At 54.2% G+C, this 21,060-nt stretch carries 14 protein-coding genes and 1 riboswitch; of the genes, 4 read left to right on the top strand and 10 right to left on the bottom strand.

Features of this window, described 5'->3' with window-relative positions:
* Positions 1-22: 22 nt before the first annotated feature.
* From CGZ75_RS18740 to CGZ75_RS18765, 6 genes are all read right to left on the bottom strand, one after another.
* Positions 23-1,351, bottom strand: a complete 1,329-nt coding sequence (locus tag CGZ75_RS18740; RefSeq protein WP_089525721.1) for a glycoside hydrolase family 125 protein — start codon at positions 1,349-1,351, stop codon at positions 23-25.
* A 151-nt stretch (positions 1,352-1,502) separates the two neighbouring features.
* Complete coding sequence (locus CGZ75_RS18745) at positions 1,503-2,426, bottom strand: carbohydrate ABC transporter permease (protein ID WP_089525722.1); 924 nt, start codon at positions 2,424-2,426, stop codon at positions 1,503-1,505.
* A gap of 651 nt (positions 2,427-3,077) precedes the next feature.
* Positions 3,078-4,016 carry an ABC transporter permease gene (locus CGZ75_RS18750; RefSeq protein ID WP_089525723.1) on the bottom strand — a complete coding sequence of 313 codons (939 nt, stop codon included), beginning with the start codon at positions 4,014-4,016 and terminating at the stop codon, positions 3,078-3,080.
* Positions 4,017-4,128: 112 nt separating this feature from the next.
* Positions 4,129-5,595: an ABC transporter substrate-binding protein gene (locus CGZ75_RS18755; RefSeq protein WP_425436520.1), complete on the bottom strand. Its 1,467-nt coding sequence runs from the start codon at positions 5,593-5,595 to the stop codon at positions 4,129-4,131.
* A 150-nt stretch (positions 5,596-5,745) separates the two neighbouring features.
* A complete protein-coding gene (locus tag CGZ75_RS18760; protein WP_089525725.1) occupies positions 5,746-7,362 on the bottom strand; it encodes a response regulator transcription factor in 1,617 nt (538 codons plus the stop codon).
* Positions 7,362-9,224 (bottom strand): sensor histidine kinase, encoded by a 1,863-nt coding sequence (locus tag CGZ75_RS18765; protein ID WP_089525726.1) that lies wholly within the window; start codon positions 9,222-9,224, stop codon positions 7,362-7,364. Before CGZ75_RS18765 ends, CGZ75_RS18760 begins: the two co-directional genes overlap by 1 nt.
* Before the next feature lie 174 nt (positions 9,225-9,398).
* Positions 9,399-9,442, top strand: a riboswitch (PreQ1 riboswitch).
* 171 nt (positions 9,443-9,613) lie between these two features.
* Between CGZ75_RS18765 and queC the strand changes: the two genes are divergently transcribed.
* Genes queC through queE form a run of 3 tightly spaced genes read left to right on the top strand, consistent with a single transcriptional unit; the run spans position 9,614 to position 11,689 of the window.
* Complete coding sequence (gene queC / locus CGZ75_RS18770) at positions 9,614-10,345, top strand: 7-cyano-7-deazaguanine synthase QueC (protein WP_089525974.1); 732 nt, start codon at positions 9,614-9,616, stop codon at positions 10,343-10,345.
* Positions 10,345-10,791, top strand: coding sequence for a 6-carboxytetrahydropterin synthase QueD (queD, locus tag CGZ75_RS18775; protein WP_089525727.1), 447 nt, complete (start codon positions 10,345-10,347; stop codon positions 10,789-10,791). The genes queC and queD overlap by 1 nt, the downstream gene beginning before the upstream one ends.
* A gap of 43 nt (positions 10,792-10,834) precedes the next feature.
* Positions 10,835-11,689: a 7-carboxy-7-deazaguanine synthase QueE gene (gene queE / locus CGZ75_RS18780; protein WP_089525975.1), complete on the top strand. Its 855-nt coding sequence runs from the start codon at positions 10,835-10,837 to the stop codon at positions 11,687-11,689.
* A gap of 352 nt (positions 11,690-12,041) precedes the next feature.
* On the opposite strand, the gene CGZ75_RS18785 is transcribed toward queE, so the two are convergent.
* Positions 12,042-13,529, bottom strand: coding sequence for a hypothetical protein (locus CGZ75_RS18785; protein WP_089525728.1), 1,488 nt, complete (start codon positions 13,527-13,529; stop codon positions 12,042-12,044).
* A 139-nt stretch (positions 13,530-13,668) separates the two neighbouring features.
* Here CGZ75_RS18785 and queF point away from each other — a divergent pair, with 139 nt between their 5' ends.
* Entirely contained in the window at positions 13,669-14,172 is a 504-nt protein-coding gene (gene queF / locus CGZ75_RS18790) for a preQ(1) synthase (RefSeq protein ID WP_089525729.1), read from the top strand.
* A 78-nt stretch (positions 14,173-14,250) separates the two neighbouring features.
* Here queF and CGZ75_RS18795 read toward each other — a convergent pair whose 3' ends face one another.
* The 3 genes from CGZ75_RS18795 to CGZ75_RS26275 all read right to left on the bottom strand — a co-directional run bounded on the left by CGZ75_RS18795 (position 14,251) and on the right by CGZ75_RS26275 (position 21,051).
* Positions 14,251-14,736, bottom strand: a complete 486-nt coding sequence (locus CGZ75_RS18795) for a hypothetical protein (protein ID WP_089525730.1) — start codon at positions 14,734-14,736, stop codon at positions 14,251-14,253.
* Between the two features lie 252 nt (positions 14,737-14,988).
* Complete coding sequence (locus CGZ75_RS18800) at positions 14,989-16,461, bottom strand: amino acid permease (RefSeq protein ID WP_089525731.1); 1,473 nt, start codon at positions 16,459-16,461, stop codon at positions 14,989-14,991.
* Between the two features lie 303 nt (positions 16,462-16,764).
* On the bottom strand, positions 16,765-21,051 hold the full coding sequence (locus tag CGZ75_RS26275; RefSeq protein ID WP_089525732.1) for a S8 family serine peptidase: 4,287 nt from the start codon (positions 21,049-21,051) through the stop codon (positions 16,765-16,767).
* Between the last annotated feature and the right edge of the window lie 9 nt (positions 21,052-21,060).

Below are 21,060 nucleotides of genomic sequence, written 5' to 3' on the forward strand. Positions count from 1 at the left end.
TTGTGAGAATCCGTTTTGTAGCTTACTTTTCGTCCAGAAGCCCGTCCTTCATGGCGCGGTAGACAAGCTGGGAGAACAGGCTGTTGGACCATGCGAACCATTTGCGGGTAAATACGGTTGGGTCATCGGAATGGAAGCCCTCGTGCATGAAGCCAGTGTCGGCGTCAGTTGCCTCAAGCAGCTCGATCATGGCGAGTTTTTCCTCGTCCGATACCGCCGTCAAGCCTTGCATGGACAGCGCCATATGCCAGATGTAGCCTGGAGGCGTATGCGGACTGCCGATGCCTTTTGCCTTTTTCCCTTCATAGTAGAAAGGATTCTCCTTGCTGAGCGCGAAGCGGCGTGTATTCAGGTAGATCGGATCGTCGTTCGATGTGTAGCCAATGTACGGAATGGACATCAGACCCGGCGTGCCGGCATCGTCCATCAGGCAATGATTGCCGTAACCATCCGTCTCATAGGCGTAGATCGGCCCGAATTCCGGGTGGCGAACAATGCCGTATAACTGAATGCCATGCTCGACTTCTTGTTCCAACTCACGAAGCTCTTTGACCATCGCCATGTCACGGAATACCCATTCGGCGATCTCGCGCATCTGGCGCAGCGTCACAACGGCAAACATGTTCGACGGGATGCTGTAGTGGAAGTCGCATGCATCGTCGCTTGGACGGAAGCCGGACCAGATCATTCCCGTATAGTTGACCGGCATGCCGAGGCCTTTGTTGCGCATGGAATCGACTGGAATACCGTTGTCGCGATTGAAGCGGTAAGGCGATTGCTCGAAATGGCGCTGCTCCGTTTTCCACAGGTCGATTGTCGCACGCATGGCGCGTTTGAAATCGGTGTCAAAAATGGCAGTATGCTTAGTTTCGTTCCAATAAGTATACGCCAGCCGGAAGGAGAAGCAAATGGAATCTAGCTCAAATTTGCGCTCCCAAACCCAGGGTCCCATATCGGTTTCATCGGTCGTGTTCCAGTGCCAGTCATTGGCTGTTTCATTGAAGGCATTGGCGTAAGGATCGATCAAAATCATCGCCATATGGCGCTTGATCAGACCCTCGATAATGCGCTGCAGCTCAGCGTCTTCTTTGGCCAGCGGCACATACTGAATGACCTGTTCCACGGAATCGCGAAGCCACATAGCCGGGATGTCGCCGGTAATGACGAATGTCGTGCTGTCAGGCATCCGTTTGGTCGTTGTTTCGAGTGTATTCGGGAAGCAGTTGCGGAACAGTTGGCGCAGCTTAGGACGGTGAGCTAACCGCTCATCGGCTTCGCTCAAAACGTTCTGCACGGCGTTTGGCAGCGTTAAGTCAGGCATTGGGATTTTAGGAAGTCGGAATTGCTCCATATTGATGATCTAACTCCTTGTTCATAAGGTTTGATTGCTTGCATAGGGCATAAGGCATAGCGAGGTTGTTTGGCAGAATGAGGTTCATTCTGCCAAAACGATACTGTATTTGTTAGGTGCGTTAGGTTCATTAGCTTGCGTTATCGCTAACTTACTCTTTCACTGCGCCGATCGTCAATCCCTGTACAAAATAGCGCTGGAAGAACGGATAAGCGAGTACAATCGGGCCTGTCGCCAGCACAACCATAGCCATTCGGGCCGTGTCCTGCGGCATATCTTGAAGCCCTTCAGCCAAGGAGGCATTGCTGGAAGCTTGCGAGAGCAGGAACTGCATATTCGTCTCGATGCGCATCAGCATGGATTGGAGCGGCACTAGATTTGGATTTTCAATATACAACAGAGCATTGAACCAATCGTTCCAGTAGCCAAGTGTACTGAACAGGGCGATTGTCGCCAGGCCCGGCAGCGCAAGTGGAAGGACAAGTTTGTAGAAAATTTGCAGTTCGGTGGCGCCGTCGATTTTACCGGATTCGATGATCGCGTCTGGAACCATTGTGATGAAAAAGGTACGCATGATGAGCACGTAGAACGCGTTGACCATCAGCGGCAGAATGAGCGCCCAAACACTGTCCTTGAGGCCGAGCATTTGCGTTACGACGATATAGGTCGGCACAAGGCCGCCGTTGAACAACATCGTGAAGAAAGCGAAAAAGTTGAAAAACTTACGGTATTGGAAGTTTTTTCGCGAGATGCCGTACGCATAGAGAGCAACGATTATCAGCGATAGTACGGTGCCAATGACAGTGACAAAAATCGTGACGCCATAGGAACGGAGCAGAGCGTCGCCATTTTGCAACACGTAACGGTACGCCTCCATGCTCCATACATCCGGCCAGAGCTGATATCCATTGAAGGCGAGAGACTGCTCGCTCGTAAAGGAGATGATGATGATGAATATAAACGGGAACACACATATTAGCGCGAACAATCCGGCAACGAGATTGAAAATGACGTTCCAGGTTGGGCTAAGTCGTTGAAAATCGCGAGGTTTCCGTGTGGCTGAGCGTGTAGACATCGTTGTAGCCCCTTTCTGTTAGGGAAGTGTGTTAGATCAAAGGCTCGACCGGCTGCACCGGAACTCCGCTGCGAGCCCCGAGCCTTCCTCCGATTCCACTGGAACAGGGATGCCTGGATCGCCTAATCCCTTAAAAGGGAGGCATCCCTGTTCCAAGAGGACCGCTGTCGCTTCTCCGGAAGGCATCGGGTCTCTCCGCTGCGCTGGCGCAGCCGCTCTCGCCCCTCACGCCCCACTCCCCACAGTTTTTTGTGGGGGTGGGGGCGCGCCTCCTGTATACATAGGAGGCGACAGACGCTAAGCGCTTTGCGGCGGCGAGCTTCTCCGCCGCTGAATAATCGGGAGGCGGTGCATTTCGCCTCCTTAGGCCCTGCCCGTGCACGGCACGGGGCAAGCAGCGCGGCACCGGAGAAAGCCCGGTGCCTAGCCCTCCCCCATAAAATAAGGGGGAGAGCTGGAGCTCTTGCTGGGCAGGGGAGCGCGGAGCGGGCTGAATCCTTCTGTAGAAGCGGCAGCGGTTCTCTTGGAGGCCGGATTCCTTCCCTAGCGGGGAAGAGGAATCAAAGGAATCTGGGCTCCAGTGAATCGGAAGAAGGATCAGCCCGTGGAGCGGCTTTTGCCAGGCAAGGTTGTCCTTTAAGATGCTGTCTTTTAAAACAGCGTATTATCCTTGTTAACCTTACCAACGACCCAGTTAGATGTGAGAACCAACACGAGCCCAACAAACGACTGGTACAGGCCGGCCGCTGTAATCATCCCGAACTCGCCGGTTGTTTTCAGGCCGCGGTATACGTAAGTGTCGATAACGTTGGTGACGGAATACAGAGCGCCGGAATCACGAGGAACCTGATAAAACAGGCCGAAGTCAGCGTAGAAGATTTTGCCGATTGCCAGCAGTGTCATGATCGTCATGAGCGGTGTCAGCATCGGAAGGGTCACATTGCGAATTTGCTGCCATTTGTTCGCGCCGTCTATCATTGCGGCTTCATACAGCGAGCGGTCAATACCCATGATTGAGGCGAGGTAGACGACGCTGTTGTAGCCGATTGCTTTCCACATGCTGATGAAAATAAGGATGAACGGCCAGTAGGTGGGATCGGAATACCAGTTAATGGGATCGATGCCCAGCTTGACGAGGAACTGATTGAGCAGGCCTTTGTCCAAGCTCAGGAAGCTGAATGCGAAGTAACCAACGATAACCCAGGAAAGGAAGTAAGGCAGGAACATGCCAGTTTGATATAACTTGGATAGCTTTTTGTTAGCGATTTCGGAAAGCACAATGGCCATAGCTACCGCGGCAACGAGGCCAATCACGATAAACGTAATGTTGTAAAGCAAGGTGTTGCGCGTAATGATCCAGGCGTCGCTAGTGCTGAACAGAAACTTGAAGTTGTCCAGTCCAACCCAGGCGCTGCTGATAATGCTGTCAATGAAGCCATGACGACTGATGCGGTATTCTTTGAAAGCCAAGATGGTGCCCGCCATCGGGATATAGGAGAAGATCAGGAACCATAGAGCCCCTGGCAAAACCATGAAAAGGATCGCTTTGTTGCGGTTCAAATTGCGGAAGAAGCCCGACAATCCGTTCATGATGGCATAACCTCCTTGAGATGTGGATCTTGTTACTGATCTAGCTTTTGATTGCGAATGAAGCAAAAAATAGGGCGAAGTCGCCTTCGCCCGCTACGCAATCAATGGGGATTTACTTTTGATTAGCCATCCAGGCGTCGTACTGGGACTGTGCTTCGGCCATGATTTTGTCGAGGCCAGCGGCCTTCATTTTCTCAATAGCGCGAGGCAGGTAGACCTCAGGGTCGACGGTGCCGGTCATGAGCGGAGCCCATACTTCGGCTTTGATGTTTTGCAGGCTAGCGAGCTCGGTGGACACTTTGGAGGTGTCGAAGTTGAAGCCGAGCGTTGGGGCAGGCTTGCCCTCATCGTTGAATTTTTTGAACTGCTCCCATTTGTCATCCGGGTCGGCCGGGTTGAGGTAGGTGAGCATAACGTTGCCAAGCGCGAATGTTGGCATATCGTAGTTTTTGGATTCCGGCAGGTTTTCCATACGGTTTTCACCGAGCATTTTGTAGTGTGTGCCCTCAATGCCGGAGTCAATCATATTGCGCAGCTTGGCGTCAGTATTGAGCAGGTTAAGGAATTCCATCGCTTTCTCCGGATACTCCGCATTGGCCGAGATAGCTTGCATAGAGCCCATAACGGACCAGTTGTAAATGACGGAATCGCCCGCTGGTGTGGAGACAATCGGATAACCAAGGCTAGTGCTCCAAGCATTGTCCGCCAAAGGCTGGGTATCCGCTTTGTCTATGAGCCATTTGCCGGTTTTCTCCAGATCGCTTGTGGAAGTTGTGGTAGCCGCTTCAGGAGAAATGTAGCCGGCCGTGTAGTATTTGTGCATCGTAGCGAGTGCTTTTTCCATCTCCGGCGTTTCCAGCACGTTGACGATCTTGCTCTTGTCGCCATTCAGTGCAACGGCCATCGGTAGACCTTGAATGAGGTAGTCATAAGGCACATAAGGTCTGTAGCTTTGGTCTACTTTCATCCCAAGTACGCCCGGCAGCTTATCTTTGGCCGCTTTGAGGAAGGGCTCCAAGCTTTCCAGCGAGCCAGCCTGTTTGTAATCGAGACCGAGCTTGTCCAACTGTTGTTTATTAAAGCGCCAAACGGATTGGGCCGGAAGCTCTTTATTGGCCGGAATGCCGTAGTTATGTCCATCGACCTTGGAGCCTTCCAAGAAAGCTGGGTCCAGTGTATCAACGATGCCTTGTCCATGCGTTTTCAATAGCTCGTCCATTTCCATGAAAGCGCCCTTGCGAGCATTCTGCACGTAGTCAAACGCCCATGAAGAGGTGAACACGATGTCCATCGGCTCGCCGGAAGCAGTCATGACACCCATCTTTTGGTTATAGTCGCCAAAATCGATCTGTTTCATCGTGATAGTGGCTCCGATTTTTTCAGCGGTATATTTACTGACTTCCGCCATGACCTTATCCGTGTCTTTTTGTGGAACGCCGATTGTGTACCAGATCAGATTGACCGGTTTCTCTGCGGTTCCTTCTTCCTTGCCGGCGCTATTGCCGCAAGCGGTTACGAGTAGTGCTGTCGTGAGGGCCAGTGCGATGGTGCTGACTTTGCGTGTTGATCTCTTTCTCATCATGATGCCTCCCCTAGTGAAAGAAAGTTTTCGAAGCAGCCGTGTCCGGCATGTCGGTGTGTTTATGGTATTACCTTAATGGATGTAAGCTTTTTCAAATAGGATACAAATTATGAATCCGCTGTCCAAACTAAAGAAAGGAACTGCGCATTAGCGCAATTCCCGGTAATCATTGGGAGAAATTCCCACATATTTTTTAAATTGTTTATAAAAATATCCTGTCTCCAAGTATCCGACCTCCTGAGAGATGTCGGCGATTTTGTCATCGGTATCCTTGAGTTTTTCCTTCGCTCGTTCAATCCGATAGCGGTTCAAGTACTCCGTGAAGCTGGCTCCGGTCTCCTTGCTGAACAACTGGCCCAAATAGGCCGGATGAATGTGATACAGGGCTCCGAGCGTTTTGAGCGACAGCATCTCCCGATAATGGCCGGCAACATGCAGAATGACTTGATTGACGATCGGGACGCGGTCGCTGCGCTGCAGCAGCTCCATAGTGAAATGAGCCGAGGCTTTGATCGAGTCGGTAAGTTCCTCTAGTGTGGAGGAGCGGCTAATTCGGTCGAGCGTTTTTTTAAAATGGAACAGCACTTCCTGCGACTGCTCGCCGCCTTTCATGTCTCGCAGCTCCAGGCGAAAAGCGACGACAAGCTCGATGGCCGCGCTTGTCAGCAGCTCCGGCGTCGCGCCTTCGCGCTGCTGAAGCGCCAGAAAATCCGAGTCGATACGGGCAAATAGATGGTCCGTATCACGCGCGAGCAGCCAGCGGGAGTACTGGCCTCCGCCGATTTCGAGCGGCTGCTCCAGGCCGGCTGGCGTTTGCGATAGCTCAGCGGCGTCGAGAATTGGGCTGTCGCTGTGCAGCAGGTGGTAGTCCTGGGTTTTTTTGGCCCGTGCGTAGCTACGCTGCTCCAGCTCGCCGATGCGCTCGGCTGTACCGAGCGTAAAGCGGAGGGGAGGCCCGCTGCGGCCAGGTTCGGTGGGAGCGTCGAAGGTGATTAAGGGCTCTTCGGCATGCAAGCCGCCGTCCTCCTCCTGCTTGCCGGAATCGGCCGCGACGAGCCGTTCCAGCGTTTCGCGCGCCTGCTGTTTGGCTTCCTCCGGTGAGTCAGCCAGAAACAGCAGAATTTCATCGCCGTCCAGATCGGTAAAGCGAAGATTGCCCGTAGACTCAGGCAACGACGCTTCGATAATCCGGCGGGCGTAAGCGCCGCCGCTTTCAGCATGGCGCACGGAAGCGGCGACTAGCCATGGATGCTCGAGGTTCAGCCCGAGCAGCTCGGAGCGTTGGCGCAGCTCAATGGGGTCAATGTCACCACGCATCCAGCGGTACAAGATGCGGTCGCGCAAAATGCCCCTCTCCTCGCTGGTGAGGGAGTCCCGGTTAGTCGGAGCCGCGTTAAGCTTGGCGATGGTGGCGCTCAAGGTAGAGCGCAGCTCCTGAAAGTTAACAGGCTTCAGCAAATAGTTTTCAATACCGAGCGACATGCCTTCTTTCAAATAATCAAATTCATTGTAGCCGCTCAAAATAATAACCTTCAGCTCTGGCAACAGCTTCCGTGCTTCACGGATCAGTTCCAGCCCGGTCATACCGGGCATTGTGATATCGGTAACGAGCAGATCGGCGGGCCGCTGCTTCAGCAGCTCCAGCGCTGCCTTGCCACTGCCGGCGGTTCCGGCGACTTCCAGCTCGTAGGCCGACCAGTCGATGGCATCCTGCAGTCCTTCCACGATAAAAGGCTCATCATCGACAAGTAAGACGCGATACATCAGAGTCCCTCCTTGGGCGCATGATTGCTTTTACTTGGTTCATTCCGTTCATCCCGTTCATCCGGGAACCATAGCTCCACCGTCGTACCCTGGCCTGGCGAGCTCTCGATAGACAGTCCGGCCCCTTGGCCGTAAACGAGGCGCAGCCGTTCGCCGACGCTATGCAGGCCGAAGGAACCGGCGCCATCCTCGGGAGGAGAGGGGAGCTGCAAGCGCAGTTGCAGCCTGTCCAACTGCTCCGGCGGAATGCCGCGTCCATTGTCATGGAGCGTAATGCGGATTAGACCGCGGTCGAGCGATGCTACGATGTCGAAGCGGTTGTTTTCCCGTTCTGTATCGAGTCCGTGCACGATATAGTTCTCGATTATCGGCTGCAGCGACAGCTTAATGACGGGGCGGCCTCCCAACTGCTCGTCCATCGTAATGGTATAGGCAAAACGGTTTTTATAACGGATGCGGAATAGCTCCAGATAGCGTCGTCCGATTTCCAGTTCCTCGCGCAGCGTCACCGTGCTTTGGCTGCCTACCATACTGCGGAACAGGACGGACAGACTGTAGATCATTTCGCCGACATCGTCGGCTCCCTGCGAGACGGCTCTCATGCGGATGACTTCCAGCGTATTGGACAAAAAATGCGGGTTAATCCGCGCCTGCAGCGCCGACAGTTCGGTATTTCGCTGACGGATTTCCGCTTTGTAATCCTGTTCGATATGGCGGTTAAGTTGATCCAGCATCCGATTGAAGCCTTGGGAGATCTGTCCCAGCTCGTCACCGCGTTCGTCGCTGATGCGACCGGCGAAGTCACCGCTTTCCACTCGGCGCATCAGGCGGACCAAGCTACCGGTGCGGCGCGCCACATTTGAAACGGCAAGGGCGGGAACAAGAATCGCGATCAGAATGCCGATAATGCTAATGAATAGAACGATACGGCGCAGTTTTGCGGTTGCATCCTGCAGCTGAGAATCGGGCACAACGCTGACAACGGAATAACCGGCGGAGCTATTAGTGAGTACGGCAACACGAGAGGGCTCCTCCAGCTGTACCGAGGTGTTAATCGAGCTGATTTTGGCTTCGTAGGGGTAACGGGCTCCGTAATAACGGCCGGAAGAGTCGAAAAGCACCTGTCCATCCGGCGTTAACACGAGAATATAGCCCTTGAGCGCGTCCTTAAAACCTTTCAGTGCATCGAGCAATCCGTCTGAGTTGTAGTAGACGAATAACTGGCCGATTTTTTGCAGGCTGCCGGGATTGTTAACGCCGACCCGCACGGCGTATAACCGATCATCGTCCAAAGCCAGTCCTTTGGATACCCACGGATTAGGAGCGGAAAAAGCCGGAACATCCAGCGCCATAACATCGGGGATGAAGGAGCGCGAAGAATTCATCTCTAATAGATGCGAGCTTCCGCTTGTTTTCCAGGCGTAGAGGTATTGTTCAACCGAACTGTAAATCATGAGCCGGTGGATGTCACTATCGCTGGCCGCCCTATGCTGAAAATAAGTCAATGCATTGGCGTAAGCAGCCAAGGGCTCGTCGGAATATCGGTCAATCCGGTAGCGAATATAATCGGCGTAGGAATTGGACAGCAGGTAGGAGACATTTTGGCTTAGCGCCTGGTCGGAATAAACATCAGAGATCATTCGCTGCGCGCTTTCATGTTTTGCTGCCAGTCGGGAATTGACCGCTTCTATCGCGCGTCGCTGATTGTCGAGAATGTCGCTGCGGACCGACTCCGCTATGAAGGCGTACAGCAAGTAGGCTAACGCAACAATCGTCAGGACGGAGATCGCCGAGAAGGTTGCCAGCAGCTTGGTGAATAGATTGTTTTTGATAAAGGTCCGATAAAAGCTGTGAGCCTTCATGGCGAAATCCTCCTGACGGGCAGATTGAATTGCCGATCATTATAGCATAGTGGGGCTTAAGTTTCTTGGAGGTGTGGATCGAAGATGGAGCGGGTAGCCATGCCGCGCGCTCCTATGCTATGCTGATGGGGACAACTGAAGTGAAAGTCCGGCAAGGGCGCCACAGTGCGGCTGCCGGGAGAGGTTCGCGAACTCCCTCTATAAAAAACTACAGCACACGATTCCACGGGGAATCCGTGTGTTTTGCGTTCGGCGGAAAGCCGTCTCTCCAGCAGGAGGGGCAGAGCTTTCCGCCGTTTTCTTTGGCAACAGGCAGCAGCCTATGTAGATTGCGGAGCATCGCTTGCCCTCTCTTCCGTTTCGGTGGATTGGGGAGGAGAATAATTATGATGGAACAACAACAAGTGAGAGTAAACCCTTTGGATAAACGCCAAGGCAAAGCCGTCGTCGTATTCAGTGGAGGACAGGACAGCACAACCTGCTTGTTCTGGGCCCAGCAGCGGTATGAAGAGGTTGAGGCGGTGACGTTCCGCTATGGCCAGCGCCATGAGCTGGAGCTGGATTGCGCCGCGTCCATCGCGGCGGAGCTTGGCGTCAAGCATCATATGCTTGATATGAGCCTGCTTGGGCAGTTGGCGCCGAGCGCGCTGACGCGTGCGGATGTAGCGGTGGCGGACGCGCCTGCCGAGGGCGGATTGCCTAATACATTTGTGCCGGGACGTAATTTGCTGTTCATGTCGTTTGCGGCCGTGCTGGCTCAAGGCGTCGGTGCGCGGACGATTGTTACGGGTGTATGCGAAACGGATTTCAGCGGTTATCCCGACTGTCGCAATGTGTTCATCCAATCGCTGAACGTTTCGATTAACCTCGCGATGGACAGCTCATTCGTCATTGAAACGCCGCTCATGTGGCTCGACAAGGAACAAACATGGGAGCTGGCCGATCAGCTTGGAGCATTCGATTTTGTAAGGGAGCGGACGCTGACCTGTTATAACGGTATACCGTCAGATGGCTGCGGCGAATGCCCGGCCTGTAAGCTGCGCAGCAGCGGGTTGGAGCGCTACTTGGCTCGGCGGGACGGCGGCGGAGTGTCGGCTTCACTACAAGGAGGCGCACGCTAATGCAGCAGATTTATCCTGCACCTCCACCGCATGTTTACCGTTATGAGCTGAATAAGGAGTTTCATTTTGCCGCAGCGCATTATATTCCTGCCGAGGCGGCGGGCAGCTGCAGCCGTGTACACGGGCATACGTACTACTGCAATGTTACGGTTGGCGGCGATAAGCTGGATGACTGCGGTTTTCTGGTCAATTTCTCCGAGGTGAAAAAGCTCGTTCGAGACCGCTTTGACCACCGTCTGCTCAATGATGATGAGCGTTTTGGAGGCGGGGCCTCCGAGCTTGATCCGCAGCATTTTCCGACGACCGAGGTCGTCGCTCGCACCGTTTGGGAGCTGGTGCAGGAGGAGCTGGATCGGCGCGATAACGGCGCTCGCTGCCTGCAGGTATTCCTGCGGGAGACGCCGTCCAGCTATGTGATCTACCGCCCGGAGGCTCAGCATGGTTGAGCGGGGACAAGTGGCTGAAAGAGAGCTCGCTATGGGCGGCATGATGCCTACGCGGAGTGCGACCCCGCGCCGTAAACGTATCCCGGTATTGGAGGTTTTTGGCCCAACGGTCCAGGGTGAAGGCATGGTCATCGGCGTCAAAACGATGTTCGTGCGCACGGCGGGTTGCGATTATAGCTGTTCCTGGTGCGATTCAGCGTTCACTTGGGACGGCAGCGCCAAGGACGACATCCGCTGGCTGGAGCCGCAGGAAATCATCGATGAGCTTACCGCTTTATCCGGCGGCAGCTGGCCGGGACATGTGACTCTGTCCGGCGGCAATCCCGCTTTGCTCCCGCAGCTAGGCGAGCTGATTTCGCAGCTCCAGGCTGGCGGCAGCGCGGTTGCTCTGGAAACTCAGGGCAGCCGCTGGCAGGACTGGTTCCTTGATATCGACGAGCTGACGCTGTCTCCCAAGCCTCCAAGCTCCGGTATGGAGACGGATTGGGCTCAGCTCGAAAGCATCGTAGAGCGTTTGGTTCAAGCAGGACGAATACCAAGCTTGAAGGTAGTCGTAATGGAGTCGAAAGTTGGAGCCGAGGCCGCAGCCGAGCACGCTAACCAACCAGCCGACGGCGATTCACAGGCAACTAAAAAACCCGAGCCTGCTGAAGCGGGCTCGGGTTGGAGTGACTTGGAGTTTGCCAAGGAGGTGCATCGCCGCTTCCCGGCGATTCCGATGTTCCTGCAGGCTGGCAATGACCAGTTGGATGAACCGGACTCTGCAGCTTTGCGGGAGCATTTGGCTGCTCGCTACGAACGGTTGATTGACGAAGTAATGAGCGATCCTGAATGGCGGCGAGTGCGTATTCTTCCTCAGCTTCATGCCTGGTTATGGGGCAACAAGCGCGGCGTCTGAAGTCGGTACTTGTATAACAGTCCAACGTTAGCGCGGCTTGGCTTTACGTTTTTATAAAGTTACTGGTTTTGCGCCTTTGTGAAGTTGCTGGTTTTGCGCCTTTGTGAGGTTACTGGTTTTGCGCCTTTATGAAGCCGTTTGGTTGTACGGTTTCATAAAGCTGGTGAAAAAAAGGAGCGGAGCCAAAGGTCGAGCCTGGAGAAGCGTCAGCGTTCGCATTTGAAGTCGGATTTCCACCTCTATGGGAGGTTAAGTTCAGGGAAATCTGAGTTCAAGAGCGATCGGAGGGCCGGCCTTTGGCGCAGCGGGCACTTGTCACTAAGCATTGTCACTAAGCCTTCTCATTAAGCTTCTATTCGTCAGCCCCCTTCGGCGATGTCCGGAAGACATAACCGAAGTCGCCGGTTTTGACGGCAGGTCCATAATCTTTCACCCAGGTGCTGTAAAAGCGGCTGGAGGCATTTTTGCGAGTGACAATGATGAAGTCAGGTTTATTGGCCTTGACCAGATCGGTCACATACACAGGAAAGCCGTTGATAGTCTGCTCAAAGGCCGTCCAGCCGAGCGCAGTTTTCGTTTCATCCGTGATGAAGGGATCTTGGCGTCCATCCGCCAGCACGTCAGCGCCACGGAACATGACATAACCAGAGGTGCCGTACAGCGTCATGACCTTCGGTCTGCCAGGTCCTTTGAACGTTTCCATGATGTAGTCCATTTCCTTCACCGGATACTTGAATGAATTTGGCTGCGGCGTATGCTGGAAGTTGTAAACGGTGTTGACGGCAAGTCCAAGCACAAGCCCCGCGATGAGCGGAGCAGAGCCTAGGCGCAGTCGGAAGCGGCGTAAGCCCGGTACGTCTTGGATAACAACTGCGGCGAAGTACAGCACGAACAGCCACATGAACAGATGATATTTGTAGTTGGATACGCCCAGGAAAAAGATGCCGAGCATGAACTGGAAGCGGAAAAACCGCTTATGTATGCTGAATGGCAGCAGCGCGATGAATGTCAGCAGCATCAGCGTAGCTGTCAGATTGCCCATGCTGTTGAACTGGATCGCTTTCCACTCGTTGATCATCAGATTGAAGTTGTCCTGCGTGACCGTGAGAATGAACAGGACGCCTTTGGCGCCAGCCACATTCAGCAGTCCAGCTCCGCCGACCGTGAGCAGCACCGTCAGCCATTTCCAGCCGACGCGGCGATTGAACAGCTTACGAGTGAACAGCGATTCCAGCAGCGCCATGCCCATGAATACGATGATGACCGGCCAGACGCCCGAGTGGAAGTTGGCGATCAGCAGCGAGATCAGCGGCATCAGTATCATATAGCGGACAGCCTGCTTCATCTGGAATTCGCGGAGGAACACGAAGAACCAGACGATCAGGAAGGCCGAGATCATTTGCGGACGAGTCGTAAAATAAATCTCATAAATGCCCCAGATGACTGGCAGCAGCATCAGCATCAACAACGGCTCGCGACCGCGAGAGTCGAAACCGAGCTCTTTGCGAGAAACGAGCATCATCCGGTATAACCCGAGCGACAGCAAGAGCAGGCAGACAGCGGATAGCAGATAAGTTCCGGCCCAGCCGAACGCTTTGTACAAGGATGCAATGACGATTTGGAAGCCCATTTCATGCGGCACGTAAGGGAGCTTGTCATCTCCATAAAAGGTATGAACGGCAGTATGCGGTACTTTACCGTCCTGGAGAATATGATTGCCGACCTCAATATGCCAGAACGTGTCGGGATCTTGGTAGGACTCGGACGGAGGCATCGTGAAAACGATGACGCAGAGAACGATAATGGCGATAGCCGCCGCAGCGGCAAAACGGATTTTCATTAGTAGGCTCCTTGCAGGCTTGATAGTAGATCAGTCCGACCATACAGCAATTCCCTTTATTATAGGGGGAATAGGGGGCTTCTACAATCAGGAATGGCGCAAGTAGGCACTAATAAATCAAGATGAGGAGACTATAACGATGAGCGAGCAAGGAAGAAGCAGTGAGGAGTTGAGCGGCGTGACGCTGCTCGGCAACCAAGGGACGCAATACCCGATGACATATGCACCGGAGGTGCTGGAGAGTTTTGTGAACAAACATCCAGACCGCGATTACCGCGTCAAATTCAACTGTCCAGAGTTCACGAGCCTGTGCCCGATGACGGGCCAACCTGATTTTGCAACGATTTATATCGCCTACATCCCGGACAAGCTGATGGTGGAGAGCAAAGCTCTCAAGCTGTATCTGTTCAGCTTCCGCAACCATGGTGATTTCCACGAGGACTGCATGAACATCATCATGAATGACCTCATCAAGCTGATGGAGCCAAGGTTCATCGAGGTGTGGGGCAAGTTCACGCCGCGCGGCGGCATTTCCATCGATCCTTACTGCAACTGGGGACGCCCTGGCACGAAGTACGAGCAGATGGCTGAATATCGCCTGATGAACCTAGATCTGTACCCGGAGAAAATTGACAACCGTTAGATCGTTTGGAATGTGCATAAGAAGAGAAACGCCTCAGCATACGCTGGGGCGTTTCAAATTGCGGATCAAAACGGCAAGTTAGATGTTCCGGACGATGAGCTGGTTGGCTTGATAGTAGTAACCTTCACTGAACCTGATAGGAGCATCGGTCGTTATAGCATCGAATCTGGTGTTTATTCCAACGTAGACGGACATCGTGAACGAAAGTTGGCCAATATTTCTTTGATTGGAATCGCTAATATTATAATAGACTGTTGCGCTTGTATCATTGGGAAACTTTGCGGTTACTTCAAAACGATCGTTTCCCTGAGGAGGGACAGTTGTTAACGCTGGAGGTTGGGCATCTCCATTAATTGAAACATAATTAAAGTAGTAGCCGCTTGTTTGATTATCGATAACGAAACCGTACGTTCTTAAGGCTGTTGGGGGTTCTGCGATTTGGCCGGTAGGTGAAAGTCCCAACGTCTGAAGTACAATGACAAGCAGAATAAACAAAATTAGAATTTGGCCGAGTCCGCTCCATGACCCGCCGGATATTCTAGTGGAATAGGTATTAATTGTCATATTCATTTCTCCTCCAACGTTTTTCTATCCATAGGTTATGAGGAGTTTGGTGCATTTGATACTAGCAAATATCATATATAAGTAGTGGAAATTGCAGATAAGCGGACAAAAAAAGTACGGCAGCCCGCAGGAAAGCGGGACGCCGTATTTTTTCTTTATCCTATCGATGACGTGAATTAGAAGTTCGCATTCTCTTCCACGATGTAATCGATGTTGGACTTCGAGAGTATCGAGCCTCGTCCTAGAAGATAGTTACTCTTCCGAGTCCAGCTGGCACTCTTCCAGCTTCAGCAGCTTTGTTTTATGCTTCCACTTATGGCCGAGCCAGATGGCAAGGAACAGCGGCAGGCCAAAGTAGGAGGCGGCGATATATGCCCAATCTATTTTGCCCTCACTAACGCCGCCAATGAACTGGCCAATAATGACGAGGGAGCACAAGGCGATCGCGAGGATCGGGCCGAATGGGAACCATTTGGCCTTGTAGGTCAGTTCATCTAGCGAACGACCTTGGGCCGCCCAGGCGCGGCGGAAGCGGTAATGGCTTATGGCAATGCCCAACCAGACGATAAAGCCGGTCATGCCGGAAGCGTTCAGCAGCCATACGTACACAACGCCGTCGCCGAAGAACGAGGCGAGGAACGCCAGCAGGCCGAAGGCGCTCGTCACGAGCAGCGCAGGCACTGGAATGCCGCGTTTGTTGAGCCGGGCAAGCCAGCGCGGGGCTTTGCCTTCTTTGGCGAGTACATAGAGCATACGAGTGGAGGCGTACAGGCCTGAGTTACCGGCCGACAGGAGAGAGGTCAGAATGACCGCATTCATGACGGAGGCGGCGATGCTAAGGCCTGCTTTTTCAAACAGAATCGTGAACGGACTCGTGGCAATTTCTCCGCTTGCCAGCTCTGGCGTCGTATGCGGAATGAGCAGGCCAATGATTAGGATAGCGAGCATGTAGAACAGTAGGATGCGCCAGAAAATAGTGCGGATCGCGCGAGGCACATTACGGCGCGGGTCCTCGCTTTCGCCCGCAGCGACGCCGACCAGCTCCGTTCCTTGGAACGAGAAACCGGCAGCCATGAAGACGCCAAGCACGGCCAGGATGCCAAACGGGAACGGATTATCCGTCAGGTTGGCGAAGCCGGTGCTCTCGATGCCGTCGCCGCGCCAGATGCCGAATATCATAAGCAGGCCAACGACGATGAACACGATAACGGTGATGATTTTGATCATGGCGAACCAGAATTCGGACTCCCCGTAGCTGCGCACCGACAATAGATTAAGCGCGATGAGCAGCGCTAGGAATAACGCCGACCAAAACACGGAGGAGCTGCCGGGCAGCCAGAATTTTAGAATTAAGGTGGCGGCTGACAGCTCCGCAGCAAGCGTAATCGCCCAGTTGTACCAATAGTTCCAGCCGATAGCAAAGCCGAAGCTAGGTTCTACAAAACGGCTTCCATACGTGCTGAACGTGCCGGATACCGGCATATGGGTCGCCATTTCGCCGAGGCTCGTCATCAAGAAATAGACCATGATTCCAATTAGCGCGTAGGCTAGCAGCGCACCGCCCGGGCCTGCATTGTAGATGGCTCCGCCGCTGGCGAGAAATAAGCCGGTACCAATCGATCCGCCGAGCGAGATCATCGTTAAATGTCTTGCTTTGAGGCCTCGGCGTAGGCCTTTTTGAGATTTGTTTTGTTCCAAGAGGAAAGCACACTCCGTTTCATTCATTCGATCATTTAAGTTTCTTCTAGCGCTTCTCTACGGAGTCGCGTTATTTAGAAGAGACTTTATTGCAACTTCCTTATAGTAGGCGACATAGCGCCTAAGCTCAAGCGTAATTACTCCCAATTTTGTTCTCACAGCCGTAACGCTATAGTATTATCCTATCGAAAAAAGCGGCGATAGCTCTCCGGTGGGATACCGGGAAACGATCGCCGCTTTTTTTTGTAACAGTCTGAATTGGTGGGAGATACCCAACCAGGGAAGCCTTAAGCGCGGTGCGGGAGTGGACCCACTCTTCGCAGTGTTCCCTTAAATCAGCTTAGCTGCATACAGCAGCTTGTAGATGACATCGGCCGCAGCTTCGCGGCTGATGATCGGCACATTGCTGTACCATTTGCCGCCGCTCGCGCTGAGACCGGCTGCAGAGCCGCCGCTGAGCACACCAGCGTCAGAGGCGATGGCCTTAACGTCCGCATTCAGCGGTGAAAAGGCTGCTCCTGCACCAGAAGGAGCGACAGAACTGCTGAATGTTTTGCCGGCAACCGGCGGAAGGCCAAACGCCTTGCTCACCATTTCATCGAACTGTGCGAGCGTCAGGCGTGACTTAGGCGAAAAGGTCGTATCGGTTGTGCCATCGATCAGCAGCTTCTCGGACAGCGACTGGATGCTGTTTTTGGACTTGGACTTCGCGATGTCCGTATAGGCGACGGTACGTTTGGCGGCCGCATATACGTTGTAGCCCGGCTGTGATACCGAGACGGTCGTTGTGCCATCGCTGTTTTTCGTGAATGCGGATGGAGCTGGGTAAGCTTTGCCGTTTTGCAGGAACAGTGCGCCTGCTTTGCTGGAATCAACGCCTGCTTCCAGTACAAAAGCATGCTTCACAAAAGAGCTTGCCGGAATCGGCAGCGGCTTGGAAACCGAGCTAGAGGAGACGCTGTTCAGTTCGAAGGCGACTGGAGCGCCTAACAGCGTCAGACCTGGACGGCTTGCGGTAAACGTACCCGCTTCGCCAGCGGCAGCGCGGATAATGAGCTCTGCGCCGGAGCCTTTAGGCAGAGATTGCAGCAAATACAGCGGCAGCTCGACGGCGGCGGAGCCCGCGTTAAGGGCGATGGAGCTGCCCAGCGGTGCTTTGGCCAGCGAAGCGGCTTGAGCGGCGCTCAGGCTGAGCTTCACGGTAGATACCGAGTCTAGAGACGCTCCATTCACGACAATTGCCAGTGGACGGTAAGCTCCTTTCAGAGCGGCTTTGATATCGGTATCTGTTACGGTAACGATACCATCCGTTGAGACGGTAGACTTCAGATTGACTTTGGTCCCCATGGAACGGATGACGCCTTTCAGCGCACGGTCGCCAAGCTCCACCGGCTCGCTGCCTGGCAGCAACACGGACACTTGCGCGGTGTCCTTGATCGTTGGTACTTTTGCCGAGGCAATGGTGACGGTCAGCAGCACCGTTTCAGCTTTTTTCGGGCGTGAAGCCAGGATGCCATCCGCTGCGATCAGCGCAGGCTTCTCGCTCGCTGTGACCGTATAGGTTACGCCTTGGCGGGAAGGCAGCTGCAGCACTGGCTTGCCAGTGACGGTGGTGTTGATGATTTTGGCTTGGAATGCTTCTTTTGCATTGGCTACCAGTCCCAGCTCAACCTTGTTGTAAGCGACGGCCATCGTTCTGGTCGTGGAGTACTGGTTCACAACATTGAAAACCTCGTCATAATCCGTTGCGACGGCATACAGCGTATAGGTTCCTTCTGCAAGCTTTTGGTAGACTGGATTTCCTTCCGCATCGTAGCTGTCATAAAATTGCTCGGTGAGACCGTCGATGGTGTAGCGACCAGGTACATAACCGCCTGGCTGGATTGTTTCGGAGACGAACATCAGGCCGACAAAATCATCATTCACATCATAGACTTCCAAGCTGAGGACATCCGTGTTCGCAGCGTTCAGCGTGAAGCTCGCGCTCAGTTTGTCATTCACTCCATCTCCATCAGGGGAGAGGATTGAACTAGACAACGTTAGATCCTGGATGCCAAAACCGTTGTCCGGCAGCTTATCGCCGACATGCAAAGCGAATGGCAGACGCAGCGTTGGCAGGCCTGGCGCGGTCAGAATAACGGAGCCTTCGTAGGCGCCTTTAGCTGCATCGGCTGTCGGAGTCGCACTCAGCGTGAAGGAAGCCGCACCGCCAGGAGGCGCTGTAATGGAGCCATTGTTCAGACCGCCGAGCGATACGCTCAGCTTGGAGATGTCCGGCGTTGCGATCGGGTTCGCCGGATCGGAGGTGACGGAAGCGTTGAGCTCCACGGAAGCGGAGTATGTTACAGCTGCTCCGGATGTATTTTTCACGCGAAGCTGACCGCTCTGTGTCTCAGCACCAGCTGGAACGACGCCGAAGCTGTAGTTCGCGCCGAAGTTGGTCACTTGGAACGGGTTAAGGTTCGCGTCCTGCAGCGTCAGCTCCTCTACACTTTGCAGCAGCGCAGGTGTTTGGAGCGCATTGACGATGTTGGCGCGGCCTCCGCCTTGGGAATAAACGTCGTAGCGGGTTCCGGCTTCGTCGTAGATGGTGTCAGCCGTGTTGGCGAGTGCCGCACGAATGTCCATCGGCGTCCAATTCGGATGTTTCTGCTTCAGCAGCAGCGCCAGCCCGGCTACATGAGGCGTTGCCATGCTTGTGCCGCTGATGCGGTTGTACGCCTCGTCATACGAGGCATTAGGATCGGCTTTACCGTAGGCCGGCCAAGTCGACAAGGTGTTTACGCCCGGAGCGGTCACATCCGGCTTGATACCGAGCTTGCCGTCGGAGGCTGGACCACGGGAGCTGAAGCTAGCCATGCGGTCGCCAGGAACAACCGTTTTTGGATACTCGCCATCGAAGTCCAGCTTGAAGCTTGCGCCGGGATTCGCCAGCACGATGCGTGCAAGCTCGCGGCCTTTAGCGCCTTCCATATCAAAGGTTGGGATGTAGTTGAAGCTGTCTCCAAAAAAGCCAGCCGGACCGATGAAGCTATCCCGCCCAGGAATGGATGGGTTTAGGTTCGCTTTGAGGCCGGTATTGAGTCCGTTGAAAATGATGATTGCCTTGGCGCCCTTGTTTTTGGCAATCTCGGATTTTTGCACGAAAGGCTGTATTCCGCGCGAGGCGAGGACGATTTTACCCTTCGCATCAATGCCTGCGTAGTCGTTTTCCCCGCCAAGTCCAACGTAGACCGCCTCTACCGGCTCTGTGCCGAGCAGCGAAGCGAAGTCCTCCTGACCCGTGCGCCAGCCCATCATGTTGAGATCATAGTCGAGTCCGCTGTAGGTGGCGCCTGTGACGGTCGGGTTGTATACCGAGGCGCTCACGCTCGCCGTGTAGTGATTGCTCGGACTGTTCACTGCACCGACGGCAATGGCCAGCTGGCTGTTTGCCGGGGAGCCCATCGAGTAGTAGTAGCGTCCATCATCGGCCGCGTTGCCGTTGGCTACGACCGCGACGACGCCGGAGAGCACAGCATTATTGACCGCGATGGAATCCGGTGAAAATGGATCTTTAACGGTGTCGGCGCCGAGCGACAGGTTGATGACATCCATGCCGTCCTTAACAGCATGTTCAATGCCGTCGATGACTTGCGCGGAGGAACCGGAAGCACGGCCGTTTTCGGCGTTGAAGCCGAGCACCTTATAGGCGTATAGATCTGCCTCGTAAGCGACACCTTTCTGGACAATGTCGGTTTTGTTCGCAGCTCCGCCGACGATTGTACCGGCGACATGAGTGCCGTGCGACGTGCCTGTGTTGCCGGTTTCGCTGTTCGGAATTTCTTCGTACGGGTCATTCGTGTTGAAGTACGAGTCGCGTCCACCCTTATACGCGCCCTTCAGGTCGGGATGCAGGTAGTCGACACCAGTGTCGATGACGCCCACCTTCAGCCCCTTGCCTGTCAGTCCCATAGCCCAAGCCTCAGGGACGCGGAGCTGCTTCAGCGGTTCGATGTCGCAACGGCATTGTTCCGAGGTCGTATTGGGAGCGACAGTCTCGGCAGGAATGGCGTAGTAGGTCAGATTTTCGTGAATCGACTTAACGCCAGGCAGTGCAGCGAGCAGTGGAATCTGGTTGGCCGGCAGCTCGACCTCCATGCCGTTCAATACGGTGTCGAAGCGGTAGCTGACCTTCAGCGCCAAGCCCCGCGCTTTAGCCGCGTCGAGCAATACTTGTTGCTCCACATCTACCGAGGATTCGGTTACGTCGGTGGCGGCGATGCCTTGGCTGGAGGCGAACTTGCCTTCCGCTACGGCAGCGCCGTCCAACTGGAGAATGACTTTGACGCGCGCGGATGTTTTTATGTCCAGGCGCGGCGAGATAACGGCCGGTGTGGTGTCAGCAGTCGTGAGCCCGCGTGCACGCGATGGATTCAGCGACTGCCCGTTCGAAGCCTTCAGCTTGGAGGAGCCGGGAGCGACTCCTTGCTCCAGACGACTTTTCAGAATGGCTGCAGCGCCTTCTGAAGAGGCTGGGGAAGGAGATAACTCGGTGGCGTGGACACCGGATGGCAGGAGTAGAGTCGCCGCAAGTACGGCGGATAGGATATTGATCTTAAATCCTTTTTTGACCAATCTGTGTAC

Origin of the sequence: Paenibacillus herberti (assembly GCF_002233675.1) — a bacterium.
Lineage (GTDB): Bacteria > Bacillota > Bacilli > Paenibacillales > Paenibacillaceae > Paenibacillus_O > Paenibacillus_O herberti.